Source organism: Streptomyces luteosporeus (genome assembly GCF_039532865.1).
GTDB classification, from domain to species: Bacteria; Actinomycetota; Actinomycetes; order Streptomycetales; family Streptomycetaceae; genus Streptomyces; species Streptomyces luteosporeus.
Genome location: NZ_BAAASL010000007.1, coordinates 14,076 through 40,038, shown reverse-complemented (window position 1 = coordinate 40,038; position 25,963 = coordinate 14,076). Strand labels below are relative to the sequence as shown.

23 protein-coding genes are annotated in these 25,963 nt (G+C 72.3%); 11 read left to right on the top strand and 12 right to left on the bottom strand.

The window, feature by feature from the left end:
• Positions 1 to 240: 240 nt before the first annotated feature.
• The 3 genes from ABD361_RS10435 to ABD361_RS10425 form a co-directional block, all read right to left on the bottom strand.
• A complete protein-coding gene (locus ABD361_RS10435; protein ID WP_344434659.1) occupies positions 241 to 822 on the bottom strand; it encodes a winged helix-turn-helix domain-containing protein in 582 nt (193 codons plus the stop codon).
• Positions 823 to 1,143: 321 nt separating this feature from the next.
• Positions 1,144 to 2,139: a sphingomyelin phosphodiesterase gene (gene sph / locus ABD361_RS10430; RefSeq protein WP_344434657.1), complete on the bottom strand. Its 996-nt coding sequence runs from the start codon at positions 2,137 to 2,139 to the stop codon at positions 1,144 to 1,146.
• 144 nt (positions 2,140 to 2,283) lie between these two features.
• Complete coding sequence (locus ABD361_RS10425; protein ID WP_344434656.1) at positions 2,284 to 2,871, bottom strand: flavoprotein; 588 nt, start codon at positions 2,869 to 2,871, stop codon at positions 2,284 to 2,286.
• Positions 2,872 to 3,384: 513 nt separating this feature from the next.
• Between ABD361_RS10425 and ABD361_RS10420 the strand changes: the two genes are divergently transcribed.
• Genes ABD361_RS10420 through ABD361_RS10395 form a run of 6 tightly spaced genes read left to right on the top strand, consistent with a single transcriptional unit; the run spans position 3,385 to position 11,629 of the window.
• A complete protein-coding gene (locus tag ABD361_RS10420; protein WP_344434655.1) occupies positions 3,385 to 6,627 on the top strand; it encodes a non-ribosomal peptide synthetase in 3,243 nt (1,080 codons plus the stop codon).
• Complete coding sequence (locus tag ABD361_RS10415; protein ID WP_344434654.1) at positions 6,624 to 8,258, top strand: GMC family oxidoreductase; 1,635 nt, start codon at positions 6,624 to 6,626, stop codon at positions 8,256 to 8,258. The genes ABD361_RS10420 and ABD361_RS10415 overlap by 4 nt, the downstream gene beginning before the upstream one ends.
• Positions 8,255 to 9,013 (top strand): thioesterase II family protein, encoded by a 759-nt coding sequence (locus tag ABD361_RS10410; protein WP_344434653.1) that lies wholly within the window; start codon positions 8,255 to 8,257, stop codon positions 9,011 to 9,013. Before ABD361_RS10415 ends, ABD361_RS10410 begins: the two co-directional genes overlap by 4 nt.
• Positions 9,010 to 10,152 (top strand): acyl-CoA dehydrogenase family protein, encoded by a 1,143-nt coding sequence (locus ABD361_RS10405; RefSeq protein WP_344434652.1) that lies wholly within the window; start codon positions 9,010 to 9,012, stop codon positions 10,150 to 10,152. The genes ABD361_RS10410 and ABD361_RS10405 overlap by 4 nt, the downstream gene beginning before the upstream one ends.
• Before the next feature lie 45 nt (positions 10,153 to 10,197).
• The gene (locus ABD361_RS10400; protein ID WP_344434650.1) at positions 10,198 to 11,136 is read left to right on the top strand and encodes a GNAT family N-acetyltransferase; all 939 of its coding nucleotides are present in this window, start codon (positions 10,198 to 10,200) and stop codon (positions 11,134 to 11,136) included.
• Between the two features lie 28 nt (positions 11,137 to 11,164).
• Positions 11,165 to 11,629, top strand: coding sequence for a group II truncated hemoglobin (locus ABD361_RS10395; protein WP_344434649.1), 465 nt, complete (start codon positions 11,165 to 11,167; stop codon positions 11,627 to 11,629).
• A gap of 84 nt (positions 11,630 to 11,713) precedes the next feature.
• On the opposite strand, the gene ABD361_RS10390 is transcribed toward ABD361_RS10395, so the two are convergent.
• From ABD361_RS10390 to ABD361_RS10380, 3 genes are all read right to left on the bottom strand, one after another.
• A complete protein-coding gene (locus ABD361_RS10390) occupies positions 11,714 to 12,604 on the bottom strand; it encodes a class I SAM-dependent methyltransferase (protein WP_344434648.1) in 891 nt (296 codons plus the stop codon).
• Between the two features lie 63 nt (positions 12,605 to 12,667).
• Positions 12,668 to 13,000 carry a thioredoxin gene (gene trxA / locus ABD361_RS10385; RefSeq protein ID WP_344434647.1) on the bottom strand — a complete coding sequence of 111 codons (333 nt, stop codon included), beginning with the start codon at positions 12,998 to 13,000 and terminating at the stop codon, positions 12,668 to 12,670.
• 60 nt (positions 13,001 to 13,060) lie between these two features.
• Positions 13,061 to 14,023 carry an NAD(P)/FAD-dependent oxidoreductase gene (locus ABD361_RS10380; RefSeq protein ID WP_344434958.1) on the bottom strand — a complete coding sequence of 321 codons (963 nt, stop codon included), beginning with the start codon at positions 14,021 to 14,023 and terminating at the stop codon, positions 13,061 to 13,063.
• 99 nt (positions 14,024 to 14,122) lie between these two features.
• Between ABD361_RS10380 and ABD361_RS10375 the strand changes: the two genes are divergently transcribed.
• On the top strand, positions 14,123 to 14,710 hold the full coding sequence (locus ABD361_RS10375) for a helix-turn-helix domain-containing protein (protein WP_344434646.1): 588 nt from the start codon (positions 14,123 to 14,125) through the stop codon (positions 14,708 to 14,710).
• Between the two features lie 39 nt (positions 14,711 to 14,749).
• Positions 14,750 to 15,520, top strand: coding sequence for a VOC family protein (locus ABD361_RS10370; RefSeq protein ID WP_344434645.1), 771 nt, complete (start codon positions 14,750 to 14,752; stop codon positions 15,518 to 15,520).
• Here ABD361_RS10370 and ABD361_RS10365 read toward each other — a convergent pair.
• From ABD361_RS10365 to ABD361_RS10355, 3 genes are all read right to left on the bottom strand, one after another.
• Complete coding sequence (locus ABD361_RS10365) at positions 15,490 to 16,356, bottom strand: geranyl diphosphate 2-C-methyltransferase (protein ID WP_344434644.1); 867 nt, start codon at positions 16,354 to 16,356, stop codon at positions 15,490 to 15,492. The two genes, ABD361_RS10370 and ABD361_RS10365, sit on opposite strands and share 31 nt — an antisense overlap.
• Positions 16,357 to 16,402: 46 nt before the next feature.
• Positions 16,403 to 17,518, bottom strand: a complete 1,116-nt coding sequence (locus ABD361_RS10360) for a family 2 encapsulin nanocompartment cargo protein terpene cyclase (RefSeq protein ID WP_344434643.1) — start codon at positions 17,516 to 17,518, stop codon at positions 16,403 to 16,405.
• Between the two features lie 227 nt (positions 17,519 to 17,745).
• Positions 17,746 to 19,167 (bottom strand): family 2B encapsulin nanocompartment shell protein, encoded by a 1,422-nt coding sequence (locus tag ABD361_RS10355; protein WP_344434641.1) that lies wholly within the window; start codon positions 19,165 to 19,167, stop codon positions 17,746 to 17,748.
• A gap of 311 nt (positions 19,168 to 19,478) precedes the next feature.
• On the opposite strand from ABD361_RS10355, the gene ABD361_RS10350 reads away from it, so the two are divergent.
• Positions 19,479 to 21,200 carry a serine/threonine-protein kinase gene (locus ABD361_RS10350; RefSeq protein WP_344434640.1) on the top strand — a complete coding sequence of 574 codons (1,722 nt, stop codon included), beginning with the start codon at positions 19,479 to 19,481 and terminating at the stop codon, positions 21,198 to 21,200.
• Here the strand turns inward: ABD361_RS10350 and ABD361_RS10345 are convergent.
• Positions 21,197 to 22,117, bottom strand: coding sequence for a LysR family transcriptional regulator (locus ABD361_RS10345; RefSeq protein WP_344434639.1), 921 nt, complete (start codon positions 22,115 to 22,117; stop codon positions 21,197 to 21,199). The two genes, ABD361_RS10350 and ABD361_RS10345, sit on opposite strands and share 4 nt — an antisense overlap.
• Before the next feature lie 129 nt (positions 22,118 to 22,246).
• On the opposite strand from ABD361_RS10345, the gene ABD361_RS10340 reads away from it, so the two are divergent.
• The gene (locus ABD361_RS10340; RefSeq protein WP_344434638.1) at positions 22,247 to 23,296 is read left to right on the top strand and encodes a YncE family protein; all 1,050 of its coding nucleotides are present in this window, start codon (positions 22,247 to 22,249) and stop codon (positions 23,294 to 23,296) included.
• Between the two features lie 331 nt (positions 23,297 to 23,627).
• On the opposite strand, the gene ABD361_RS10335 is transcribed toward ABD361_RS10340, so the two are convergent.
• Positions 23,628 to 24,257, bottom strand: coding sequence for a hypothetical protein (locus ABD361_RS10335; RefSeq protein WP_344434637.1), 630 nt, complete (start codon positions 24,255 to 24,257; stop codon positions 23,628 to 23,630).
• A gap of 556 nt (positions 24,258 to 24,813) precedes the next feature.
• Here ABD361_RS10335 and ABD361_RS10330 point away from each other — a divergent pair.
• Entirely contained in the window at positions 24,814 to 25,347 is a 534-nt protein-coding gene (locus ABD361_RS10330; protein ID WP_344434635.1) for a VOC family protein, read from the top strand.
• A 21-nt stretch (positions 25,348 to 25,368) separates the two neighbouring features.
• On the opposite strand, the gene ABD361_RS10325 is transcribed toward ABD361_RS10330, so the two are convergent.
• Positions 25,369 to 25,758, bottom strand: a complete 390-nt coding sequence (locus ABD361_RS10325) for a hypothetical protein (protein WP_344434634.1) — start codon at positions 25,756 to 25,758, stop codon at positions 25,369 to 25,371.
• Between the last annotated feature and the right edge of the window lie 205 nt (positions 25,759 to 25,963).

Sequence of the window (25,963 nt, the reverse complement as noted above, 5' to 3'; positions counted from 1 at the left end):
GTCGATCTGCGGCTGCCGCCGCGTGGGCGCGCCAAGCCTGTCGTGCTGCGCCCGGGCCCTGGGGTGGCGTGTCGGCTGCGGGCCGTCGGTGGCCGTTCGCGCAGTTCCCCGCGCCCCTGACGGGGCGCCCCGTCAGGGGCGCGGGGAACTGCGCGACAAGCCACGACGCGCCTGCAGACGAAGTGCCGCACGCCGGCGGCAGCCGCAGATCGACACTGCCCCGCGCCCCTTCGGGGCGCCCTAGAAGTCGGCCGGGGGTGCGTACTTGTAGCCGACGCGGCGCACGGTGACGATCGACGAGCGGTACTGGGGGCCCATCTTGCGGCGCAGCCGGGCCACGTGGACGTCGACGGTGCGGCCGTCGCCCACGTGTCCGTAGCCCCATACGGTCGTCACCAGCTGGTCGCGGCTGTGCACCCGGTGCGGGTGGGCGACCAGGTGGGCCAGCAGCTCGAACTCCAGGTAGGTCAGGTCCAGCCGCCGGCCGGCCACGCTCGCCGTCCGCTGCTCGGGGTCGATGGCGACCAGGTGGTCGCCGTGGACGGCCGGTGCGGCGTCCGGCGCGGGCTCCTGCGGGCCGGCGGCCCGCAGCAGGGGCTGGTCGGCGGGCACCAGCACCAGGTAGCCGACCATCGGCGGGCGGCCCGGCAGCACCGGCAGTGCGTGCTGGGGCGCCGGCAGCCAGGTGGCCCCTGCGTGCAGCAGGTCGGCGACGGGCGGCAGCTCGTCGGGGGCCACGGCGCGCAGCCGGTGACGGCCGGCGGGGCGGGGGGCGTGGGCGGGCTGCGGGGCGGAGGGGGCCAGAGTGCGGACGTGGGTCATGAGTCGGGCTCTTTCGCGCGGAGGCCGTCGAGAGGACGTGCATGCGCGGGCCGCTTGGCCGGCACCCGGGGCCGGCGGCTGACTTCGACGGAAGGGGTCAGCGAGGGGAGTGGGCCTGCGCGAAGGACGCGCGACAACACACTCGGTCGAAGTCGTGGTGCTGGCGGGAAGGCCAGAAGGGCTCGAGGTCGCTGCGACCCGTCGCGCTGTTCCGGTAGCTGGCCATGCCCCTATTGAAGCACGGTCCGTCGCGCGCGAGCAGTCCGGCCGGAGGCGATCTGCGCAACTCCGGCCGGCTCTTGACGAAGATCGTTCCGGCCGCTAGCCGGCGGCCCCGGCGATCACGGGGTAGTGGTCGGAGAGGTTGGTGTAGGTGTACTGCTTGCCCCAGCTGGAGACCGTCCAGGGTGCCGCCTGCTCCTTGATCACCGTGTTCCGCCAGCCGGCCGGGCGGGCGTGGCCGTTGCGGTGCAGGACGTAGTCGAGGTCCTCGCGCGGGTCGGTGGGGTAGCGGTAGGCGGCGATCGAGTTCTCCTTGGTGTCGAAGGAGTACGGGTGCCCGGTGCGCTCGTCGGCCGGGGCGAGGTCGCCGTCGGCCAGCATCGAGCGGTACTCGGCGCTGCGGGAGTCCACGTTCAGGTCGCCGGCGAGCAGGACCTGCTCCCCGGCCGGGATGTTCTTGGCGTCCAGGAACGCGTCGATCTGCTTCAGCTGCCGCGAGCGGTCGGCGGCCGCCTCGCCCGCGGCGCACCCGCTGTCCGTGGACTGCAGGTGCGTGCCCACGACGTGGACCCTGGTGCCGTTCACGTCCAGCACGACGTAGGCGAAGCCCTTGTTGGACCACCAGTCGGCGCCGCACGCGTCCTTGTAGATCACCTGCTCCTTGCGCAGGATCGGCCACTTGCTGAGCACGGTGACGCCGCCGTCCTCCGGGGTGGTGGCGGAGTAGTTGCCGCCGGTGGCGTCCCAGCCGTCCTTGCTCCGCCCGACGACCGGCGTCTGGTACGGGTAGCGGTCGGCGGCGCGGGACTTCAGCTCGTCGGAGGCGGTGTTGTCGAACGCCTCCTGCAGCACCACCACGTCGTTGCCCTGGAAGAAGCCGGCCGCGGCTATCTCCTGTGCCCGGTGCTGCTGGCCCCAGTTGGGGTAGAGATTGGTGCTCATCAGGAAGGTGTTGTAGGTGAGCACCTTCAGCTGCGGGGTGCCGGCCGTGGCGCCGGTGCCCGTGGCGTGGGCCTGGCCGGTGGTGAGCGCGGCGGTCAGGGCGGTCGCGGCGGCGACCAGGGCGGCGGATCGGGCGGTGCGGGCGAGCGGCACGGCTGCTCCCTGGGGGTTCGGCGGGTGGAGGGTGCGCGGGCCGTCGTGGCAACGGCCCGGCACATCCCACCAGTTGCCGTTAGCACCCGGTGGCGCTCAGGTTGCCGCCGCGGGAAGGGGAGCCCAAGAGGTGGCGCCGGTCCTTCAGGACGGCTGCCGTCCGGCCAGCAGCTCGCCGACGATCCGGGCGACCTTGGCGGGCGGGGGCAGGGTGGGGTGGTTGTTGAAGGTCCCCGAGACCACGTCGTAGCTGTCCTGCCAGTCGGGCTCGGCCACGTGCTGGCCGTCCTCGCGGATCTGGGCGATGTTGCGTTTGACCGACGGCTTGTTCCACATGTCGCTGCCCATGTGCGGGAAGAACACGACGGGGAAATTGGCGCCCAGAATGACCGTCGAAAGGCGGTTCGTAGCGGCACCGGTGGCCGCATTGGAGAGAATGTTCGCGGTGGCCGGGAGAACGACCAGGATGTCGTGGTCGCCGACCAGCCGGGAGGGTTTGTCGGTCGGCCAGTCCGCCGGGGATTCCCCGCTCACGACGCGCTCGGCGGAAAGCTGCACGGTGTGCGCCGGGAGGAATTGGGTGGCCGTGTGCGTCATCAATACGGTGTAGGTGCCGCCGAGCTCGCTGCGGAGGGTGCCGAGGTACTGCGGCAGCATCGTCACGGCGATCGAACCGGTGGCGCCGACGAGTATGCGCGGCCCCTGTGACCCAGGTGTCCGGTGTTCAGTCATAGGGCCGATGATGCATGCCAACTCCGAGGCGTACAAGGGCGCTTCACGGCCGTACGGGCGAGGCGCCCGGCCCGCTCCCGGGCCCGCGGTCAACCGCGCTGGTCGGGGCCGTCAATGGCGCGACAAGGGCAGCGGGAAGTCATGGATGTAAGGGGCATGTGCGGTCTGCTATTAGCGGTGCTTCGGCCCTCATAAGAGCTTTGCATAAGTCGTGGAAAATGATCTGTTCAAGGAAGTGGAAGGACGCTTCCTGCGAGGTCAACCGGCCCTGAAAACAAACCGCGTTGAACGATCTTGTCTTTGCTCTGATCGTGTGCATACGATGTGTGCCGATGAGGTGATCTAGCCGGATCGCGGTGCGGCCGGTCGGCGCCTGGTGCACATGCCCGGGCCGCGGCAGTCGCCTCGGTAATCCATGCTCATGCCCTTTCGCCTGTGAATTGCGTTGTGCGGCACGTGACGTTGTCGTCGTAAGTCGTCGAAAAAAGCACGCACGAGAGGCACGGAGATTTTATGGAAGACATTTTCGCCACAGTGGAGACCGGTGTGCTGCCCCGCACCGAGCCCCGGCCGGCCGAGCGCCACGAGCCCTTCCCGCTGACGGACATTCAGCAGGCCTATGTGATCGGACGCCACCGCGGCCTCGAACTCGGCGGCGTCTCCAGCCACTTCTTCTACGAGTTCGACACCCCCGCGCTGGACGTGCCCCGGCTGACCGAGGCCCTGCGCAAGGTCATAGCCCGGCACGACATGCTGCGCGCCGTCACCGACTCCGACGGCCGGCAACGCGTGCTGGAGCACGTGCCGCCGTACGAGATCGCCACCACCGACCTGCGCGGCGCCTCCCCCGTGGAGCGGTCCGCCGCCCTGGAGCGCATCCGCGCGGAACTGGCCGAGCAGGTCCTGCCGACCGACCAATGGCCGCTGTTCGACGTCCGCGTCACCCTGCTCGACGGCGGCCGCGCCCGGCTGCACCTCAGCGCGGACCTGCTCTTCACCGACGTGCGCAGCCTCTCGCTCATGCTCACCGAATGGCGGCGCTTCTACGACGACCCCGCCTACGCACCCGAGCCGCTGGAGCTCACCTTCCGCGACCACACCCTCGCCGAGCGGCGGCTGCAGGACGGGCCGGCCGGTGAGGAGGCCGCCGCGTACTGGCGCGCGCGCCTGCCCGAGCTGCCCCCGGCACCCGACCTGCCCCTGGCCGCGACGCCCGAGGAGATCGGCCGGCCCTCCTTCGTGCGCCACCGCGCCGTGCTCGACCGCGAGCTGCGGGGCCGCCTGCAGGACGCCGCCCGCAGCCGCGGCCTGACCCTGTCGGCCCTGCTGCTCACCGCGTACGCCGAGGTGCTGCGTGGCTGGTCCAAGCGGCAGGACTTCACCCTCACCACCACCCTGCTGCACCGCCTGCCGCTGCACCCGCAGACCGACCGCATCATCGGCGACTTCCTCGCGCCGAGCCTGCTGGCCGTCACCGGCGGCGCCGGGCAGACCTTCGCCGAGCGTGCCACCGCGCTGCAGCAGCGGCTGCGCGAGGACCTGGCCCACACGGCGTTCGGCGGCATCCGGGTGCTGCGCGAGCTCACCAAGCTGCAGGCCGACGGGCGCAGCGCCTCGCTGCCCGTCGTCTTCTCCAACACCCTGGGCGCCGAGCCGGTCGCGCAGGGCGAGGGCCTGACGGCCTTCGGCGAGCTGGTGCACAGCGCCAGCCAGACCCCCCAGCTCTGGCTGGAGAACCAGATCTCCGAGGAGGCCGGCAACCTCGTCGTCACCTGGAACGCCGTCGAGGGCCTCTTCCCGCCCGGCGTCCTGGAGGCGATGTTCGACGCCCACCGGGACCTGCTCGGCCGGCTGGCCGGCGACGACGCGGTGTGGGAGCGCACCGGCGGCCTCGTCCCGCTGCCCGCAGCCCAGGCCGAGGAGCGCCGGCGCGTCAACGACACCGCCGCCGACATCCCGCCGCGCCTGCTGCACGAGCTCGTCGGCGAGGCCGCGGCCCGCCGCCCCGACGCGGTGGCCGTCCTCGCCGACGGCCGGGAGGTCACCTACCGGCACCTGACCGAGGACGCCCACCGGCTGGGCCGGCGGCTGCGCGAGTCCTGCGGCGCCGAGCCGAACCGCATCGTCGCCGTCTCGATGCGGCCGGGCGCCGCCCAGATCTCCGCGATCCTCGGCGTGCTGCACTCCGGCGCGGCCTACGTCGCCATCGACCCCGAACTGCCCGAGCAGCGGCGGCTGAAGCTGCTGCGCCAGAGCGGGGCCGAGGTGCTGGTCACCGAGCCCGCCCTGCGCGAGGACCCGGCATGGCCCGAGCAGCTGACCGTCGTCACCCTCGACGACGAGGAGACCCGCAGCCGCAGCGCCGAACGGCCCGACAGCGTCCAGGGCCACGACGACCTGGCGTACGTCATCTTCACCTCGGGCTCCACCGGCGAGCCCAAGGGCGTGATGATCTCGCACCGCAGCGCCGCCAACACCGTCCAGGACATCAACCGGCGCTTCGGCGTCGGCGAGGGCGACCGCGTCCTGGCCCTCGCGCCGACCAACTTCGACCTGTCCGTCTACGACATCTTCGGCGTCCTGGGCGCCGGCGGTGCCGTGGTCGTGCCCGACCCCCGCCGCGCCAACGACGTCACCCACTGGTCCGAGCTGGTCGACCGGCACGCGGTCACCGTGTGGAACAGCGTGCCCGCACCCATGCGGATGTGGGCCGACGCGCTCGGCGACACCGGCGCCCCGCGCGGCAACAGCCTGCGGCTGGCCCTGCTCAGCGGCGACTGGATCCCCACCGACCTGCCGGACGCGATCCGCAAGCACTTCCCGGCCATGGAGGTCATCAGCCTCGGCGGCGCCACCGAGGGCTCGATCTGGTCCATCCACTACCCGATCGGCGAGGTGCCGCAGCACTGGAGGTCCATCCCCTACGGCAAGCCGCTCGCCAACCAGACCATGCACGTCCTCAACGACCGGCTCGAACCCTGCCCGACCTGGGTCACTGGTGAGATCCACATCGGCGGCACGGGCGTGGCCCTGGGCTACTGGGGCGATGCGACCCGCACGGCGGAGCGCTTCATCGTCCACCCGGTCACCGGCGAGCGCCTGTACAAGACCGGCGACCTGGGCCGCTACCTGCCCGGCGGCGACATCGAGATCCTCGGCCGCGAGGACTTCCAGGTGAAGATCAACGGCTACCGGGTCGAACTCGGCGAGATCGAGGCCGTCCTGGACCGCCAGGCCGGCGTCCGGCACGCCGTGGTCACCGCCCCCGCCCACCCGCGCACCGGACAGCGCCAGCTCGCCGCGTACCTCGTCCCCGAGGCGCCCGGCGCCCTGCCGGAGGCGGCGGCCCTGCGCGAGGCGGCGACCGGCGCACTGCCCGGCTACATGGTGCCCAGCCACTACATCACCATCGACGCGCTGCCCCTGACCGCCAACGGCAAGATCGACCGCTCGGCGCTGCCCGCCCCCTGGAGCGACGGCGAGGCCGACAGCCGCACCGCGCCGCGCGACGCGATCGAGGAACGGCTGCTCGCCCTGTGGGCCGAACAGCTCGGCCACGACGACTTCGGCACCGAGGACGGCTTCTTCGACGTCGGCGGCGACTCGCTGCACGCGGTCGGCATCATCGGCCAGCTGCGCGCCGAGTTCGGCATCGGCGCCGACGCCGAACAGGAAGTGATCGAGGGCCTGTTCATGAACGCGACCGTCTCGGCCTTCGCCGACATCATCCGGTCGATCAAGGAGGCCGGAGCATGACCCACCCCACCGATATGCGGGAGCACGACGCGTGGGACCACGTGGTCGTCGGCGCCGGCTCCGCCGGGATCGTCACCGCCACCCGCCTTGCCCGCAGCGGCGCCCGGGTGCTGCTGCTGGAGGCCGGCGGCGACCAGCCCGCCCCCGGCGCCGACAACCCGCTGCGCGACGCCAGCAAGCTCGTCCTCGACGGCTTCAACTGGGACTACCGGGCCAACCTGCGCGGCAGCGACCGGCTCGACGACCTGGTGCGCACCGGCGCCCCCCGCCCCGCCGCGGCCGACGAGGAGGCCCGGCGCACCCGGGCCCTGTGGTCGCGCTTCCCCTACCAGCTCGGCAAGGTCGTCGGCGGCTCCTCCGCCGTCAACGGCGCGATCGCCCTGCGCGCCCTGCCCCGCGACTTCGACGCCTGGGTCGCCGCCGGCAACCCCGAGTGGTCCTGGGAACACGTCCTGCCCTACTACAAGGAGATCGAGGACGACCCCGGCTTCCCCGGCCCCCTGCACGGCGACGACGGCCCGCTGCCCATCCGCCGGCCCGAGCGCGCACACCTGCACGTGCTGGACGCCGCCTTCTGGGACGAGTGCGGCCACCAGGGCCTGCCCGACCTGCCCGACCTCAACGCCGGGCAGGAACGCGGCGTGGGCCCCGTACCGTCCAACGCGATCGACGGCGTACGCATCGACGCCGCGACCGCCTACCTCTCCCGGGCCCGCGACCTGCCCAACCTCCGCATACGCACCGGCCGCCACGTCACCCGCGTCCTGTTCGAGGGCACCCGCGCCGTCGGCGTCGAACTGCTGGAGGGCGGCCGGCCCGTCACCGTACGCGCCGACAACGTCGTCCTGAGCGCCGGCGCGATCGGCACCCCCGTGATCCTGCTGCGCTCGGGCGTCGGCCGCGCCGACGTCGTCCGCGCCCTCGGCCTGAGCTGCGTCGCCGACCTGCCGGGCGTCGGCGAGAACCTCAGCGACCACCCCTCGGTGGTCGTCTGGTCGCAGCCCGAGGAGGGCGTGTGCACCCCGGGCCTGCCCTGGCGCCAGGTCGCCGCCCGGATGTCCAGCGGCTTCGACGACGACACCGACATCCAGGTGGGGCTGCTGAACAACGTCGAGAGCTCCACCATCCCCGGCTTCGTCGACCGCCTCGGCTGGCCCATGGTCGTGGGCATCTCGGTGATGCTGATGCGCCCCGCCTCGCGCGGCCGGGTCTTCCTGGAGGACGCCGGCCCCCTCGGCCGGCCCGTGATCGAGCTCGGCATGGGCTCGGACCCCGAGGACGTCGAGCGGCTCAAACACGGCGTGCGCCGAGCCTGGGGCATCCTGCGCTCGCCCGGCCTCGCCGCCCGGCTCGCCCGCACCCAGTTCTGGACCGACGCCATGGTCGCGAGCGACCGGGTGCTGCACAGCGGCGTCCGCAACATCATGAACCCCGGCTGGCACGCCACCGGTTCGGCCCGCATGGGCCCGGCCGACGACCCGGCGGCCGTCGTCGACCAGGACGGCCGCGTCCACGGCACCGAGAACCTCCGCGTCGTCGACGCCTCCGTCTTCCCCACCATCCCCAGCGCCCCGACCAACCTCACCACCCTCATGCTGGCCGAGAAGATGGCCGCCGGGGTGAAGGAATGAGCCCCGCGCGGCCCGCCCCGGGCCCCGTACGGCTCTACTGCTTCCCCCACGCCGGCGCCACCTCCTCCGTCCACCGGCCGTGGGCCGCGCTCGCCGCCCCCCGCCTGCAGATCGTGGGCGTCGACGCGCCCGGGCGCGGCACCCGCAGCCGCGAGGAGCGCCCGGCGGACTTCCCCGCCCTGGTCACCGCCATGGCCGAGCACCTGGCCGGCGACCTGGCCCGGGCCCTGCAGGAGGACCCCGGCCTGCGCTGGGCCACCTTCGGCCACAGCTTCGGCGCCATGACCAGCCTGGCCGTGGCCGATGCCGCCGCCCGCCTGGCGGGGCGGCCACCGCTGCGGGCCGTCCTCTCCGCGGCCCTGCCGCCGCGGCTGCAGCAGCCCGACACCACCGACGACCTCACCGACGACCAGCTCCTGGAGAAGATCGCCGCGGACGGCGGCACCCCCGCCGGACTGCTGTCCAACAGCGCCATGAGCGCCTACCTCGTGCGCCTGATGCGCGAGGACTACGTGATCCGGCGCCAGTTCCCCCGGCACGCCGCGCTGCGCGTCGACTTCCCGCTCACGCTGGTCGCCGCCCGCGACGACGCGTACGTCACGCCCGCGCAGATGTGGCAGTGGGCCGAGCACACCACCGCCGCCTGCCGCCGGGTGGAGATCCCCGGCGGTCACTTCGCGGCCGTCCAGGACCCGAAGCAGATCGTCGCCATCGTCACCGAGGACCTCCTCGGTGCGGGGGAGGAGCAGGGATGAAGCACCACCTGTACGAGGCGCAGCACGAGGAATTCCGCGCGCTGTGCAGGGAGTTCCTCGCCCGCGAGGCCGTACCGCACCACGAGCGGTGGGAGCAGGAGGGCATCCTCGACCGCGAGGTGTGGCGCAAGGCGGGCGGGGCCGGGCTGCTGGGCATCGGCGTGCCCGTCGAGTACGGCGGGGGAGGGGAGGAGGACTTCCGCTACCCGGCCGTGCTCTCCGAGGAGCTCATCCGGGCCCGGGTCACCGCCCCGGGGTTCGTCGCCCACAACGACGTCGTCGCCTCCTACCTGGCCACCCGCACCACCGAGGAGCAGCGCAAGCGCTGGCTGCCGGGGCTGTGCTCGGGCGAGCTGATCGCGGCGATCGCCATGAGCGAGCCGGACGCGGGCTCCAACGTCGCCGACATCCGCACCACCGCCGTGCGCGACGGCGAGCACTACGTCCTCAACGGGCAGAAGACGTTCATCACCAACGGCGAGAACGCCGACGTGGTGCTCGTGGCGGTCAAGACCGCCCCCGACCGCGGCGGCCAGGGCATCAGCCTGCTGGTCGTCGAACGGGACACCCCCGGCTTCAGCCGCGGCCGGCGGATGGCCAAGCTCGGCTGGCAGGCCTCCGACACCTGCGAGCTGTTCTTCTCCGACTGCCGGGTGCCGGTGGCCAACCTGGTCGGCAAGGAGAACGCGGGCATGGCCTACCTGATGGCCGGGCTGCCCCGCGAACGCCTGAGCATCGCCGTGGTGGCGGTCGCCGCGGCCGAGCGGATCCTGGCCGACGCGCTGGAGTACGCCCGCACCCGCAAGGCGTTCGGCCAGCCCATCGGCAGCTTCCAGCACAACCGCTTCCTGCTCGCCACGCTGGACACCGAGATCACCATCGCCCGCGTCTTCCTGGACCACTGCATCGCCGAGCTCAATGCCGGCCGGCTCACCGTCGCCGACGCGGCCAAGGCCAAGTGGTGGACCACCGAACTGCAGGTGGAAGTGGCCAACAAGTGCCTGCAGTTGTACGGCGGCTACGGGTACCTCAAGGAGAGCCCCATTTCCCGCGAATGGGCCAACAGCAGGGTGCAGACCATCTACGGGGGGACCACGGAAATCATGAAGGAACTCATCGGTCGCTCGCTCGGCCTGTGAGCAGCGCGCCGTGCCCGCGCACGGCCCGAAAGGACGGACAGCCAGATGGATCCTCTCGACGAGGTGAATCCCCCCACCGGCGCGGCGGGCAAGGGCGCAGCCGCCCGCCGCGGCCCGGAGCCCGGTCTGCCGGCCACGCCGGACGGACTGACCGTCTCGGTCGCCACGGAGGAGGACTGGAACCATGTGATCGCGTGGGCCGACGGTGAACGCTGGAACGTCGGCCGCGGCGACGCGGCCCTGTTCCTGCCCACCGACCCGGCCGGATTCTTCGTCGGCCGCATGGAGGGCCGGCCGGTCTCGGCCATGTCGGTCGTCAACTACTCGGCCCGGTACGCCTTCCTCGGCCACTACCTCGTCGACCCCGCCTTCCGCGGGCGCGGCCTGGGCCTGGCCACCTGGCAGGCCGCCGTACCCCACGCGCGCGGCCGCTCGCTCGGCCTGGACGCGACACCGGCCCGGCAGGACGACTACGCCAAGTCCGGTTTCGTGGCCTACTACGACACCGTGCGCCACACCGGGCGCCCGCAGCGGGCGGGCGCGCCGGGGCCGGGCACCGTGCCCGTCACCGGCGAACACCTGGCCGCCGTGCTCGCCTACGACCGGCAGTACTTCCCCACCGACCGGGCCGACTTCGTCCAGCGCTGGCTCACCGCTCCCGGGCACGTGGCGTACGCGCGGCTGACGGAGGGGCGGCTCACCGGCTACGGCGTGATCCGCCCGGCCAGCGAGGCCCACCGCATCGGCCCCCTCTTCGCCGAGACCCGTGCCGACGCCGAGGCCCTCTTCGACGCCCTCACCGCGCACCTCGGCCCCGGGGACGAGGTCTCCCTCGACATCCCGGCGCCGCAGAAGGAGGCGGGCGCCCTGGCGATCGACCGGGGCCTGGCGGCGGAGTTCCACACCGTGCGCATGTACAGCGGGCCGGTGCCGGCCAACCGGGCGGAGCAGGCCTTCGCCACCACCACGCTCGAACTCGGATAACCCACCACAGCACAAGGGAGGTGCCCCCGTGGCAGAGAAGACCCCCACCCTCTACGAATGGGCCGGCGGCATAGAGGCGCTGGAACGGCTCACCGAGGAGTTCTACAAGCACGTGCGCGAGGACGAGCTGCTCGCCCCGCTCTTCGAGCACATGACCGACGACCATCCCCAGCACGTCGCGGCCTGGCTGGGCGAGGTCTTCGGCGGCCCGGCCGTGTACACCGAGCAGCTCGGCGGGTTCAAGCGCATGATCCGCAGCCACCGGGGCCGGTCCATCCGGCCCGAGCAGCGCACCCGCTGGGTGCAGCTGATGACCGAGGCCGCCGACACCGTGGGGCTGCCCTCGGACCCGGAGTTCCGCTCGGCGTTCATGTCCTACATCGAGTGGGGCTCGCGCCGGGCGATGGCCAACTCCCAGCCGGACGCGCCGCCCTCGCGCCGGGAGACCGTGCCGATCTGGGGCTGGGGCGAGGCCCCGCCCGGCACGGCCTGAGCACGAGGCCCCGGAGCACGACGCGAAGGTGCCCGGCCCGCCGTCCTCGCGGCGGGTCGGGCACCTTCGGTACGAGCCCCGGGATCAGCGCCTGGTGCAGGCGCGGGCGGTGTGCACGGTGACGGCCGTGAGGTAGAAGGCGTCGGGCCGCCAGAGGATGCCGGTGCAGGCGTCGCCGTCCACCAGGCACTCCAGGGTGCTGCGGTCCTCCGCGTCGAGCCGGTCGCCGATCCGCTCCCGCAAGTGCTGCAGCAGCTCGTACAGGTGCTCGCGGGCCGGCAGGTCCAGCGGCGCCGGGTGGTCCACCAGGAACGTACGGCTCCCGGTGGGCACCAGCCCGGCGCGGGCCAGCATCGCCGGCCAGTCCTCCACCGTGCGCTCGTGGCCGGGCAGCCGGGCCCGCATGCCGCTGAAGTCGTCCTCCAGGGCGGCGTCCAGGCGGGCCTGCAGGCCCGGCCGGCCGATGCCGATGTCGCGGGGCAGGAACCGGGGAGGCAGCCCGCGCTCGGCCACGGCCAGCACGCCGCCCGGGCGCAGGGACGCGGCGAGGGCGTCCAGCGCGGCCTGCTGGTCGCCGAGGTGGTGGACGGCCTGGCTGGCCCAGATCACGTCCGCGCCGCCCAGCTCCCCGAAGTCGTCCGGCAGGTCGGCGTGCTGGGTGACCACGCGGCCGGTCAGATCCGCCCCCTCCGCCCGCGAGCGGGCCCGCTCCAGCAGGCCGGGGTCCCGGTCGACCGCGACGATCTCCGCACACGGGAAGTACCGGGCGAGCAGGCAGGCCACCACCCCCGGCCCGCTGCCCACGTCGAGGACGCGGCCCACCGCCGCGGCGGCGGCCACGTCGTCCCCGCCGCACAACAGCCCCCGCAGCCAGCCCACCGCCTGTTCGAGGTAGGGCAGGTGCAGTCGGGCTTCGCGCTCCAGTGCGTCAGCCAGGGCATCCCGGTCGATGTCCCCGGCCCGATGTGGATTCATGGGGCTTACCTGCTTCCGGGAGAGGGCGGACTGCGAGGGACGTGCCGGGGCGGCGCGCCGCCCTCAGCCGAGGTAGGGGGCGAGCGTCCGCATCAGGACGGCCTTGGGGGCGGCGCCCACCCACTGCTCCTTGCGCTTGCCGTCCTCGTAGACGATGAAGGCCGGGATGGAGGAGACGCCGTGCTCGATGGCCAGGGCGGTCTCGTCGTCCACGTTGACCTTGACCACGTCGAGCTTGTCGGCGTTCTCGGCGGCGATCTGCTCCACGATCGGGCTCACCATGCGGCACGGGCCGCACCAGGGGGCCCAGAACTGGATGAGGACGGGCTTGTCGGACTGCAGCACACGGGAGGGGAACATCTCCTCCGTGAGGGCGTCGACGGGGGACGGGCGCATGAGGAAACTCTCCTAGGCGAGGGATGGGGACAACAAGACGTTCGGTGGCAGAGAGGCTCGTCAGAGCCGGAAGGACGGCTCGGCGGTCGCCATGGCCCGGCGCTCCTCGACGGCACGGGCGATGTCCTCGTCGAGCAGGTCGTGGTTGATGGCGAAGCCGGCCGCGGATCCCTGGCCGGCCGCCGTCACCACCTGGGCCCGCGGGTCGGCGACGTTGCCCACCGCCCAGACGCCGAAGACGCTGGTCCGGCCGGTGGCGTCGGTGACCACCCAGCCGTTCGCGTCCTTCTCGCAGCCCAGGTCGGTCAGCAGGCCGTCCCGCGGCACCATGCGCGGGAAGACGAACACCGCGCTGCGGGGCACCACGCTGCCCTCGGCCAGCTCCACGCCGCGCAGCTTGTCGTCGTCCACCACCAGCCACTTCACGGTGCCCTCGGCCAGGCGGATGTCGCGGGCGGCAAGCCGCTCGCGGTCCTCCTCCGTCAGCTCCATCGTGTGCGGGAAGAAGATGACGTCGTCCGACCACTGGCGCATCAGCAGGGCGTGGTTCACCGCGTTCGGGTGGGTGCCGAGCACGCCGATCGGCTGGTCGCGCACCTCGTAGCCGTGGCAGTACGGGCAGTGCAGCAGGTCCCGGCCCCAGCGCTCGCGCACCCCGGGGATGTCGGGCAGCTCGTCGCGCAGCCCGGTCGCCACGACGACGCGGCGCGCCTTGAGCACCGGGCCGCCGGCCAGGTGGACGTAGAAGCCGGGGGCGATGTGGTCGACCTGGGCGTCGATCAGCTCCACGCCGTAGCTCTCCACCTCGGTGCGGCCCACGCCCAGCAGCGCCTCCGGCGGCATCCCGTCACGGGAGAGGAAGCCCATCATGTGGGAGGCCGGGGCATTGCGCGGACTGCCGGAGTCCACCACCGCCACCCTGCGGCGGGACCGGCCCAGCAGCAGGGCGGCGTTCAGCCCGGCCGCGCCGCCTCCGACCACCACGACGTCGTACACGGAGCCGTCGGCTGCCTGGTTGTTCATATCGCTCACGGCGATCACCTCCGCGCACAGCGTGCGACCGCCATCCGGTTGCGGCAACATTTGTTGCTGTTTCCGGAACGGGTGCGGTGCAATGCCCCCGTGCACCCCTCAGAAGCGATCAACGAAGCCCTCGCCGAGGTCGGCCCCCGCCTCAAGCGCCTGCGCGTCCAGCGCGGGGTGACGCTGGCCGCGCTCTCGGAGGCCACCGGCATCTCCAAGAGCACCCTCTCGCGCCTGGAGTCCGGGCAGCGCCGGCCCAGCCTGGAGCTGCTGCTGCCCATCTCCCAGGCCCACCAGGTGCCCCTGGACGAGCTCGTCGGCGCCCCCGAGGTCGGCGACCCCCGCATCCGCCTGACGCCCAAGCGCGTCAACGGCAACACCGTGCTGCCCCTGACCCGCCAGCCCGGCCCCCTGCAGACGTACAAGATGGTCATCCCGGCCACCCACAAGACCCCGGAGATGTGCACCCACGAGGGCTACGAGTGGCTCTACGTCCTCTCCGGCCGGCTGCGCCTGATGATGGCCGACCACGACCTGATCCTGGGCCCCGGCGAGGCCGCCGAGTTCGACACGCGGCTGCCCCACTGGTTCGGCAGCACGGGCGAGGGCCCCGTCGAGGTCCTGAGCCTCTTCGGCCGCCAGGGCGAGCGCATGCACGTCCGGGCGAAGCCCAAGGGCCGCGGATGAGGCGAGGCGGGCGATACGAGCCGGGTGATACTCGATAGCATGGAAAACGCTCCGGAATTACCGCAGTTCGACCACCTTCTGCACTGTGTCCCCGACGTGGAGGGCGCGGTGGCCGCCTACACCCGCGCCGGTCTGCCCGCCCACGCCAACCCGCCGCTGCGCGGCTTCCGCAACGGCGCCTGGCGTCTGGGCGCGCGGTACGTGGAGATCCTCACCGTCGAGGACCGCGCCGCGTTCGAGGCCTCGCCCTACGGCGAGGCGATGGTCCCCTGGATGCCCCGCCTCGACGCCCTGCTCGCCGCGGGCGGCGGGGCGCTGAACTTCGCGGTCCACGTGAGCGACGTGACGGCGACGACGCAGCGCCTGCGGCGCCAGGGGTACGCCGTGGACCTGCGCACCTTCACCTCGGAAGGAGCCCCCGTCTCCTTCGCCGAGGCCGTGCTCACGGACCCCGGCACCCCGCCGTGGGCCCCGTTCTTCATCACCTACACACCGGACCGGGAGACGCTCTTCCGCACGTACCGGGCCGCCACGACCCGGCGCGGCCCGCACGACCTGGCCGGCTTCGTGATCGAGACCCCGGACCCGGCCGCCGCCGCGGCCTGGCTCGCCGGGCTCACCGGCATCCGCGCCGACGGCGGCGCCACGGCGCCGGTCGTGCCCCTGCCCGGCGCCCACGTGCACTTCGCCGAGGGCCCGGCGGACGCCGTCACCGCCCTGCTGCTGACGGACGGCGGCACGCCGGGCGCGCCGGAGATCGCCGGGCTACGGCTGGAGCATCAGATGCGGTCGGCGGCGATGAGGAGGTAGTGGAAGCTGCCTTCCTTGTACGCGGTCAGGAACGGCTCCTCGACGCCGGTGGCCAGGGAGGACTGGGCGCGCAGTTCCCAGTAGGGGAGGGTGGCGGCGGTCAGGTCGACGACGTTCATGGGAACGAGGCCGTTGGCGGCCATGGCCTTGAAGTAGGCGCTGCGGGGGTGGATGTTGCAGGTGTAGTGCTCGTCGATGCGGCTGACGGCCTTGGAGCGGCCGCCGGTGACGTCGTTGGAGCAGCCGGTGATGACGACGTAGCGGCCGCCGAAGGCGAGCTGGCGGGCGTGTTCGGCGAACAGGTCGTGCAGGTCGACGTACATGGTGGATTCGTTGTTCCAGATGCCCTGGAACGCGCCGGTGGGCAGGCCGGTGTCGAGCATGTTGCGGAAGTGGTAGCGGACCTTGGCGTCCACGCCGCGCTTGCGGGCCTGCTCGTTGGCGAAGTCCACCTGTGCCTGGGAGATGGACACCCCGTCGACCTGGCAGCCGAAGCGGGCGTGGGCCATGATGCTCGAACCGCCGCGGCCGCAGCCGGCGTCCAGCAGGCGGTCACCGGGCCGGATGGGGCCGAGGTGGTCGAGGAGGACGTCGGCCTGGGCCGACTCCAGGCGGTGCAGCTCCTCGATGATGCGTGCGTCCCGCGTCTCCTTGGGGCCTTCCAGGACGGACGGGTCGTAGTCGCCGATGCCGTAGTGGTGGTGGTAGAGGCCGTCGACGTCGCCCAGGGAGAGGTTGACGGGGTCCTTCTCGTTGTTCCAGTACTCGGCGACCGCCTTCTGGTACGCGGTGCGCAGCACGGGGGAGGGGGCGGGGGCGTCAGGGGTAGTGGTCATCAAAGTTCCTCGGATGGGTTTCGCGTGTTCACGTGTTTCGCGTGTTTCAGGAGGTGGTGTAACGGGAGCTGCCGCTGTGCCATTCGCGGTTGCCGCCCAGCCAGGCCCACACGCCCGCCAGGAAGCGGCGCAGTGCGGGCGAGCCGGCGGCGGCCAGGGCCGCCGCCTCGGCCTCGAAGGTGCGCACCAGCTCGTCGTGGATCCGCGCACTGCGCTCGACCGCCTCGCGGGGCGAGCAGCGCTCCTCGGCGGCGATCACCGCGGGAAGGTTGAACTCCACGCCGGAGGAATGGTCCTCCTTCGCCATCGAGTACAGGTCGTTGACGAGCGTGGCGGCCGTCGAGGCCGTGGTCACGGCCCGGCGCACCCGGGCGTCGGCGTACTCGGCGGCGGGCAGCGCGTACCCGCCGACCGCGTCCACCAGCGCGATGCACGGCAGGAAGCTGTTGATCTGGCGGTGCGCCAGGTACTCCCACACCGCGGGCATGCGGCCCTGGGAGCGCCAGGAGCCCTCCTGGCCGTAGGCCACGAACAGCACGGCGATCTCGTGCCGGAGCCGGTTCAGCTGCGCCGCGTCCGCGTACCGGGACAGGTGCGCGAAGCCGGAGCGCAGGGAGGTGCGCACCGGGTCCTCGCGCAGGGCCTTCTCGCCGGCCGGTACGTAGCGGGCCGGCAGGTGCGAGGGGTCGACGGCCGTGTACGCCAGGCCCAGCTGCGCGCCCAGCAGCACCGGCGCGGAGCCCATCGACTCGTCGTCGCAGTAGTAGTCGTCCGTGGCCCACTCCGCCAGCGCGCACTTGCCGGCCGCCAGCAGCCGGTCCGGGTCGTCGGTGTCGGGGTGGGCCAGCATCATCAGCCGCCCGAAGTCGGCGGCGCGCACGCGCTCCAGGCGCCCGGCGTACAGACCGGTCTCCCCGGCCCACGCCAGGAGCGCCTCGTTCACCTCCGCGGCGAGCGCCGGGTCGTCGCGCACGGCGGGCGGGCAGTACAGCTCGGGGACGCCCGCACCCCCGGCCGCCGCCGGCCTGCGGGGCGTCAGGCGGGCGGCGGAGGTGCCCAGGCCCGTGGGCCCGCCCGGCACGGTACGGGCGACGGGCGCGGGCGATGAGAGCAGCGCGGCCACGAGCCCGGCCACTTCGTGGCGGGCTGCGGGCGCGGTCATACGGGACAGCAGGGACACGGCTTGTCCTCCGGAGAGCGAGGGGAAGGGGTGCCATTTCCGGCGCCCCGAAGGGGCGCGGGGAACTGCGCGATCGGCCACCGACGGCCCGCAGCCGACGCGCCACCCCGGGCCCGGGCGGAGCACGGCAGTCCATCTGCGGGCGCGTCGTGGCTTGTCGCGCCGTTCCCCGCGCCCCTTCGGGGCGCTGCACGAGCCGCCGGACGCGGCTAGGAAGGGCTGCCGAAGACCTCGACGTTCTCCAGCACGCCCAGCGCGTCGGGCACCAGAACGGCCGCCGAGTAGTACGTGCTGACCAGGTAGGACATGATCGCCTGGTCGCTGATGCCCATGAAGCGCACGTTCAGGCCCGGCTCGTACTCGTCCGGTATCCCGGTCTGCCGCAGCCCGACCACGCCCTCCTCCTTCTCTCCCAGCCGCATCGCCAGGATCGAGGAGGTGCCCTCCTCCGAGACCGGGATCTTCCCGCAGGGCAGGATCGGCACGCCCCGCCAGGCCGGCACCGGGTGCCCGGCCACGTCGGCCGTGTCGAACGCCAGCCCGCGCTTGTTGCATTCGCGGCCGAAGGCGGCGATCGCCTTCGGGTGCGCGAAGAACGCCTTTGTGCCGCGCCGCATGCTCAGCAGCTCGTCCATGTCGTCGGGGGTGGGCGGACCGGAGTGGGTGGAGATGCGCTGGCTGTGGTCGGCGTTGTGCAGCAGACCGAACTCGGGGTTGTTGACCAGCTCGCTCTCCTGGCGCTCGCGCAGCGCCTCGATCGTCAGCCGCAGCTGCTGCTCGATCTGGTCCATCGGCTCGTTGTAGAGGTCGGCCACGCGCGTGTGCACCCGCAGCACCGTCTGCGCCACGCTCAGCTCGTACTCGCGCGGAGCGAGCTCGTAGTCGACGAACGTCCCCGGGATGACCGGCTCGCCGGTGTGGCCCGAGGCCAGCGCGATCTCCGCCTCGCCGCGCTTGTTCCGCGGCCGCGCCCGCTCCGCCTCGCGCAGGCGCACGTGCTCCCGCAGGCCGGCGCTGCGCCCGGCCACCTCCTCGTACGCCGCCCGGGGCAGGGAGAGCACCGTGCACGCCGTCAGTGCCCGGGCCGTGAACTCCCACGTCCCCGGCTCCCGGCCGACCACCTGCGCACCGAGGAACCCGCCGTCGGCCACCACGCCCCGCCGGGCGTCGCCCTCGCCGTACTTGGCGGGCACGAGCTTCTCCACCTTGCCGCGCACGACGAGATGGACCCGGTCGACGGGCCGGCCTCGCTCGGCGAGGATCTCGCCCGCGGCGTGCTCGTGCTGCTCGAAGCGCCCGGCCAGCGCCCGCAGCACCTCCTCGTCCGCGAAGCCGCGCAGCAGCGGCAGCTCGCCGAGCTCGGCCGGGACGACGCGCACCGCGGCGCCGTCCTGCACGAAGGTCACGCGGCCGTCCCCGACCTCGTACACCAGCCGCCGGTTGACCCGGTACGTCCCGCCCTTGACCTCCACCCACGGCAGCGTCCGCAGCAGCCACCGCGAGCTGATGCCCTGCATCTGGGGCACGCTCTTGGTCGTGGTCGCCAGGTTCCGCGCGGCGGCGACCCCGAGCGCGAGCTGCGCCCGGCCGGCGCTCTCCTCGGGTCGCTGCGGGGGCAGTGCGGTGGACATGCGGGTCCCTCCGGGGGCGGGGCGGGTGATGGGCGGTTGATCGAGTGGTCGATCGGGCAGTCGATCGGCAACGCGCAAGTGAATCAGCGTCAGATGATGTTGGTCGAGTGGCGGGTGGGTCACCTGATGTGATCAGGCCAGGTGGTGTGGCAGCGACATGTCTGATTGATCGTGGTTGAACCCTTGGGGCGGCGGGGTTCGCCGCCTCTCGCCGGGGCGCGACCACCGGTCGTGGGGTGGCCGAAAACAAGTGCCTCTACCCTTGTGGCGCGAGGTTGTCAGGCGACGGACAAGAAGGAACGGAGAGTGCTGTGACGTCGGGGGAGACAAACGGCACAGAGCTGACCGGAAAGCTCCTCGGAGGCCGTTACCGGGTCACCGCGGTCATCGGACGCGGCGGCATGGGCGTCGTCGCCCGGGCCACGGACGAACTGCTCGGCCGCGAGGTCGCCGTCAAGGTCCTGCGCGCCTACACCGACGCCTCCGCGCCCGAGCTCACCGACCTGCGCGAACGGATGCGCCGCGAGGCACAGGCCGCCGCCCGCATCCGGCACACCGGCGTCGTCACCGTCCACGACGTGACCGAGCAGGACGGCCTGCCCGTCATCGTCATGGAACTCGTCGACGGCCCCTCCCTCGACGACGTCCTCACCGAGCGCGGCACACTGCCGCCCCGCGAGGCCGCGGCCATCGGCGCCAAGCTGATGGACGCCCTCGACGCCGCCCACCGGGCCGGCGTCCTGCACCGGGACGTCAAGCCCGCCAACGTCCTGCTGGAGCGCGGCGGCAGGGTCGTCCTGACCGACTTCGGCATCGCCGCCGTGGACACCGCCGGCGACGAGGCCATGGACCGGCTCACCCGCAGCGGCGAGATCATCGGCTCCCTGGACTTCCTGCCTCCCGAGCGGGCCCAGGGCGAGGAACCGGGCCCCGCATCCGACATCTGGGCGCTCGGCATGACCCTGTACGCGGCCGTGGAGGGCGCCTCGCCGTTCCGCCGCACGTCCGTGTGGTCCACGATGACCGCCATCGTCAACGAGCAGCTGCCCGAACCCCGCAAGGCCGGAACGCTCACGCCCGTCCTCCTGGCCCTGATGGCGAAGCGACCGGAGAGCCGGCCCACGGCCGAACAGGCGCGGGGCATGCTGGAACGGGTCGCGGCGGGCGGGACGGTCAAGCTCGTACCGGCGAACAGGGCGGACGGGGGTGCGGATCCGGCGGTGCCGGCGGTGCCGGCGGCGCCTGCGGGCCCGGTGGCTCCTGCGGCCGGCATGCCTGCTGCCGCCGCCGCTGCCGCTGCTGCGCCGGCGCCGTCCCACCAGCCCCTGCCGCAGGCCGCCCCGCCCGCCGCACCGGCCCCGCCCGTCCACCCGTACCCGCAGCCCCCGTACGCCGGCGGCCACGCGATACCGGCCCCGCCGCCCGCCCCCGCTCTGCCGAGCGCCCCGGACGAGGGCGGCCGGGCCCGGCGCCGCAGCCGTACCGTCATCGCGGCGGCGACCGCCGCGGTCGTGCTCGCGGGTGGCGGCATCACCTACGCCCTGACGGGCAAGGGCGGCGGCAAGGGCGGGCACGACCAGGCGTACGTGGCACCGCCCGGGGTCAGCGGCTCCGCGTCGTCCGGGCCGGGCGACATCGAGGGGATGACCTCCGCCTCCCCGTCCCCGGCGCTCTCGCCGTCACCGTCGGGGACGCCGTCCGCACGTTCGTCGTCCAGCGCGTCCGCGTCGGCCTCCCCCAAGACCAGTCCCAGCAGCACCGTGACGAAGAGCTGCACCGGCTGGAGCCACAAGGACCCCAACCCGGGCACGTACAGCTACGTCAACGGCAACTTCAACGTCTACAAGGGGCCGTACGCGGCGTGCTCGCCGCAGGCGCCGGCCAAGCTGAACACCAAGGTCTGGCACCACTGCTACGTCACGAACGCCTACGGCCACAAGTGGATCTACGTGCGCCTGGAGGGCACGAACACGGCGGGCTGGATGTCCGAGTCCAACCTCAGCCGCCAGAAGGGTTCGGACACTCCCTGCTAGCCGGTCGCGCCGGCCGCGCCGGCCGTCAGGACCGCGTCCGCCACGCGGTCGCGGAACCAGCGGTGGCCCGGATCGGCCGCGTTGCGCGGGTGCCAGGCCAGCCCGAGGTCGAGGGGCGGCAGGTCGAGCGGGACGGGGAAGGTGCGCAGTCCCAGTGCGGCGATGGCGCCGGGGAGCCAGTCGGCCAGGGTGAGCGCGACGAGGTCGGTGTCCCGGGCGAGGAGCAACGCGGCGGTGTGACTGGGAACGACGACCGCGACCCGGCGCCGGAGCCCGCGTTCGGCGAGCGCGGTGTCGATGGGCCCGAGGCGCTTGCCGAGCCGGGAGATGCCGATGTGGTCGGCCGCGGCGAAGCGGCGGGCGTCGATCCGCCCGTCGGCCCGCCCGCCGAAGAGAGGATGACCGCTGCGGGCGACGCCGACCAGCGGCACCCGTACGAGCGGCCGGGTGCGGATCTCCGGGTCCAGGTGGCCGAGGACTCCGAGTTCGAGGTCTATTGAGCCCTGTCGCAGCCCCGGACCGCCCTCCAGGGCCTCGGAGAGGAAGACCACGTCGACGTGCGGGGCCTCGGCGTGGATCCGCTCCGTCAGCGGCCCGGCCAGGCCGGCCAGGAGGACGTCGGTGGTCTGCACGGTGAAGGTGCGCCGCAGGTGCGCCGGGTCGAAACCGGCGCCGGGCCGCAGGACGTTGTCGCACGCGCGCAGCAACGCCCCGACCTCTTCGCGCAGTTCCAGCGCCCGCGGGGTGGGGACCATCCCCTGCCCGGCGCGGACCAGCAGGGGATCGCCGACGGCACGGCGCAGCCGGGCCAGCGTACGGCTGACCGCGGCGGGGGAGGTGCCGAGCCGTTCCGCGGCACGGGAGACGCTGTTCTCCTGGAGCAGGGCGTCCAGGGCGCGCAGCAGATTGAGATCCATCGGTATGACGCTCCTGACCTGCATTTTTGCACGAGACGCAACAATAGGATGCTGATCCTTGCATTGTTGCGGACGCTCGCGCTGCGGAGAGTGGGAGGTGCCCAGTCAGCCCCGAGCTTGGAGCCCTCCATGCAGCAGAACCCCCGTGCCGGCCGAGAAGGCGACGTACTGGCCGTCATCAGCCAGGGTGGAGCGACGGTCTCGTTCTTCGACGCCGCCGACGACCGGCTTCTCGGAGCGGTGGAAGTCCCCGCCGAACCGCACGAGTTGTGCTTCGACCCGACCCGGCGCCTGCTGTGGTGCACCACGGCGTACCGCTCGGGCTACTACCACGCGAACAGCGGCCGGCGCACCGAACTGACCGCCATCGACCCCGACACCCGCCGCATCGTCGAGGTCGTCGACCTCGCGCCCGAACACGGCCCGCACGGCCTGGCGTTGGACACCACGCGCGGTCGCCTCTACGTCAGCGTCGAGTCCTCGGCGGACCGGCCCGGCGGCGTCGTGGTGATCGACACCGAGACCCGCCGCCCGCTGGGCAGGATCGACACCGACGCACCCGGCCCGCACTGGTTCGCGATCGACCCGGAGGGGCGGACGGGGTACGCCACCAACAAGGAGGCGCCGTTCGTGTCGGTCGTCGACCTCGAGAAGGGAACCCTCACCACCAAGATCGAGGTCCCCGGCAGCGAGGGCCTCGCCGTCTCCGCCGACGGCCACCAGGTCTACGTCGCCGCCCCCTACGCCGGTTTCCGCGACCCCGGCAAGCGGTCGGCCCCCGGCATCCGGGTCATCGACGCCGCCACCGCGTCCGTCGTCGACACGCTGCCCACCGACGACGTCGTCCTGCCGGTGCACCTGACGTCGAGGGGAACGCTGCTGGTGGGCGAAGTACGCATGGAGCCCGACCCGTCATCCGAACTGGGCCGCCACCTCCCGGGCCGCCTCACCGCATTCGCCTCCGACACCCGCGAACGCCTCGGCGAACTGGAAGTGGGCCTCTTCCCGCTGACCATCACCTCGTCCCCCGACGGCCGGCTCGCCTACGTCTCCTGCGTCGTCTCGTCCACGGTCAGCATCGTCGACCTGGAGACCTTCCGCGAACTGGCCCGCCTGGACATCCCCCGCACCGGCGAACCCGGCGCCCACGGCCTGGCGTACATCCCGCGGGCGGCCTGAGGCCGTAACGACCGCGGGCCGTGCCCTCCCAGGAAACGAGAAGGCACGGCCCGCGTGCAGCGGCTCAATGGTCGCTCGACAGGCGTCGAGGCCGCAGTGTGAGCCGTACGTCACCCTCCAGGCGCACGATCCGTCACTGTGTCCGTGGAATCCACCCTCCCGGATGCTTGGAGCGAAGCGGCGAGGATACGGCAGACTTCAACTCGTTGATGCTGGTCACAGCCGGCCATCAGGCGGTCCAAGCGACGGAGTACGGCCACGTCCCGGCCGCAACGGGCCACCACGCCAAGAGCCGTGCACGCCACGATTCCGAGCAAAGCCACGAGTGGGGTCACGATCCGTAGCCTTTCCGGATGTACTCCGTGATCTCCTGAACCCCGAATGCGCCACGGCGGTACAAGCACGACGAATGGCGCCTCAGGACCACGATGTCACCACCGAGCTGGGCGGAATGCGGTGAGGCCAACTTGATCGCCTCAGTCGGTGGCACGCCGTCGATGAAACCGTGAGCCAGGAGCGCCGCGCAGAAGGCTTCGACGGTGTCACCACAGCACCACTCGATCACGAGATCACCCGAGTGGTGTGTGTAGCAGTTAGCGAAACCATGAGGTTCTGCCGCCCTATTGACCAAGACCGGACGACGCAACAGCCGACTCAACACCAGGTCGCGTAGGGGCACATTCACGATGGACGGAATGGACTCTGCCCATTCATCGGCCTCAAGCCTCTCTTTCGGCGAGGGGTGGCCTGCGTCCCACAGAGGAGTTTCACCATCACGCGCGGTCGGCAGGCGCCAAGCTTGGCCGTCGGTTCGTGTCATGGTGATGCGAGCCGAGCTGAGTGCATCGTGGAGCACGATGCTCCGGCTGCTCAGCTGAATGCGCAGGCCGGCCACGCCGCGAATACCTCGGTAGTGCGCGTCGAACCGTGGGAGGAGTTCACGAACCACTTCATCGGCCATGGCAGACTCCAGGACCAGCTCCAGCCCCCGCGCGGAGGTTCACGCCTCCCGTACGCCGAAGAGTGCACCGTTGAGCTGGCGATCCCGAAAGCCGTCGGCCAAGACGTGCGCGACGTACGCTTCCAGTCGACGTTGGTGTGGTGCCGACGCGTCGGCGACAGGTGATCCGAGGTAGACGTGGACTTGCTTCGCCAGCCTCGAAGCCGTCGACTGCTTGAGGGTCGTCTGACGACAAAGCCTCTTGGCCAGACGGTTCGCGTTGCGTGACTTGGACATACGTCGCCCCTTCCACTTGCCGCCCGGCAACGGCAGGAGAGACCGATCGAATGTCCGTAGGTGCTGTGAAACGCTGATGCTGCGGGTGACTCTCAAGAGCCCTCTGCTCACCTCGGTGCCGGGAACCGAGCGTTGTGAGACACGCTGCCGCAGCAACGCTGCGCACAAAGTACACCAACAGCTTGAGATCACGAGGGGTTACAGGCCAGCGCGGACAGGATCTGACCTAGATCGCGCCTATCGTCGCTGGCGGCGACCGACACCGGCGAAAGGAACCGTGATGACCGAGCAGACCAACGCCGTACCGCCGGGCTACACCACCGTTGCCCCCTGGGTCGTCACCGACGACACGGGAGCCTTCCTCGACTTCGTCACCCAGGCGTTCGGGGGCGAGGAACTGGCGCGGATCCGGACCGAGGACGGCTCGATCGGCCACGGTGAGATCCGCGTGGGCGACACCGTCGTCCTGGCCTTCGACCGGCGCACGGAGTGGCCTGTGATGCCGAGCCTGCTGCGCGTATTCGTGGCCGACGCGGACGAGACGTTCACCCGGGCCGTCGAGGCCGGCGGCGAGGTCGTCACCCCACTGGCCGACGACGCCTTCGGCCAGCGCGGCGGGCGCATCAAGGACCCCTTCGGCAACATCTGGTGGGTGGTCGGCCGCGTCGAGGACGTCTCGGAGGACGAGATGTGGAAGCGCCTGCAGGACCCCGCGTACGCCCACGTCATGCAGGTCGCCCAGCAAACCCTCGACGCCGAACTCGGCGGCCGGGGCAGAGGCCGCAGCAGCACCCCGGTCAGGCCGGCCGCCTGACCGGGCCGGGAAGGCGGCTCCTCATCGCTCACCGAGCTGCCCCGGATCCCGTCCGACGACGGGGACTCCCGCCTCTGCAGCTGCTGCAGCCCGGATGGAGCTGATCTCGACGATGATGCGACGAGCCTCGGTGGGGTCGCTCACGATTGCGGCCCGCGACTGGAGGTCGCGGAGCCGGGCAGCCGTTTCCGGGTGTCGCTCGATCGCTACCTCGATGGCCCATCGTTCGGCGAACTGGCGCAGCGGGTCGGAGCTGGTGAGATCGCGTGCCCGGTCGGTGGAGCGGGCCCGGTCCTCGTCGAAGTCGGCCAGGCGGCCGGGAGCGATGTGTGCGAGCGTGGCACGGAGTGCTTCCGGAGTCGCCGCAGGCTGCGGTACAGGCGAGTGGTGGTGTACGGGCTGAGCGCTCACGGTGTCCTCCTCGCAGGCATCAGCTCGGCGATATCGAACGTCGCCGACCCGCACTGACGACAACGAGGCGCGCGCCCGTTTCGTATCGGCCGCTCATCGCGTTCCGCGCACAGGCAGCGAAACGGGCCGTCGACGGCTCCCTTCGGAGTGGTCGACGGCCCGTCGGCTGTCACCGTGCGCGCCCTGTGTGTCCAAGGCGCCCGCG

Coding starts and splice junctions, on each gene's coding strand:
- ABD361_RS10435 (WP_344434659.1), bottom strand. CDS start 822: ATGACCCACGTCCGCACTCTGGCCCCCTCCGCCCCGCAGCCCGCCCAC.
- ABD361_RS10425 (WP_344434656.1), bottom strand. CDS start 2,871: ATGACTGAACACCGGACACCTGGGTCACAGGGGCCGCGCATACTCGTC.
- ABD361_RS10420 (WP_344434655.1), top strand. CDS start 3,385: ATGGAAGACATTTTCGCCACAGTGGAGACCGGTGTGCTGCCCCGCACC.
- ABD361_RS10415 (WP_344434654.1), top strand. CDS start 6,624: ATGACCCACCCCACCGATATGCGGGAGCACGACGCGTGGGACCACGTG.
- ABD361_RS10410 (WP_344434653.1), top strand. CDS start 8,255: ATGAGCCCCGCGCGGCCCGCCCCGGGCCCCGTACGGCTCTACTGCTTC.
- ABD361_RS10405 (WP_344434652.1), top strand. CDS start 9,010: ATGAAGCACCACCTGTACGAGGCGCAGCACGAGGAATTCCGCGCGCTG.
- ABD361_RS10400 (WP_344434650.1), top strand. CDS start 10,198: ATGGATCCTCTCGACGAGGTGAATCCCCCCACCGGCGCGGCGGGCAAG.
- ABD361_RS10390 (WP_344434648.1), bottom strand. CDS start 12,604: ATGAATCCACATCGGGCCGGGGACATCGACCGGGATGCCCTGGCTGAC.
- trxA (WP_344434647.1), bottom strand. CDS start 13,000: ATGCGCCCGTCCCCCGTCGACGCCCTCACGGAGGAGATGTTCCCCTCC.
- ABD361_RS10380 (WP_344434958.1), bottom strand. CDS start 14,023: ATGAACAACCAGGCAGCCGACGGCTCCGTGTACGACGTCGTGGTGGTC.
- ABD361_RS10370 (WP_344434645.1), top strand. CDS start 14,750: ATGGAAAACGCTCCGGAATTACCGCAGTTCGACCACCTTCTGCACTGT.
- ABD361_RS10365 (WP_344434644.1), bottom strand. CDS start 16,356: ATGACCACTACCCCTGACGCCCCCGCCCCCTCCCCCGTGCTGCGCACC.
- ABD361_RS10360 (WP_344434643.1), bottom strand. CDS start 17,518: ATGACCGCGCCCGCAGCCCGCCACGAAGTGGCCGGGCTCGTGGCCGCG.
- ABD361_RS10355 (WP_344434641.1), bottom strand. CDS start 19,167: ATGTCCACCGCACTGCCCCCGCAGCGACCCGAGGAGAGCGCCGGCCGG.
- ABD361_RS10345 (WP_344434639.1), bottom strand. CDS start 22,117: ATGGATCTCAATCTGCTGCGCGCCCTGGACGCCCTGCTCCAGGAGAAC.
- ABD361_RS10340 (WP_344434638.1), top strand. CDS start 22,247: ATGCAGCAGAACCCCCGTGCCGGCCGAGAAGGCGACGTACTGGCCGTC.
- ABD361_RS10335 (WP_344434637.1), bottom strand. CDS start 24,257: ATGGCCGATGAAGTGGTTCGTGAACTCCTCCCACGGTTCGACGCGCAC.
- ABD361_RS10330 (WP_344434635.1), top strand. CDS start 24,814: ATGACCGAGCAGACCAACGCCGTACCGCCGGGCTACACCACCGTTGCC.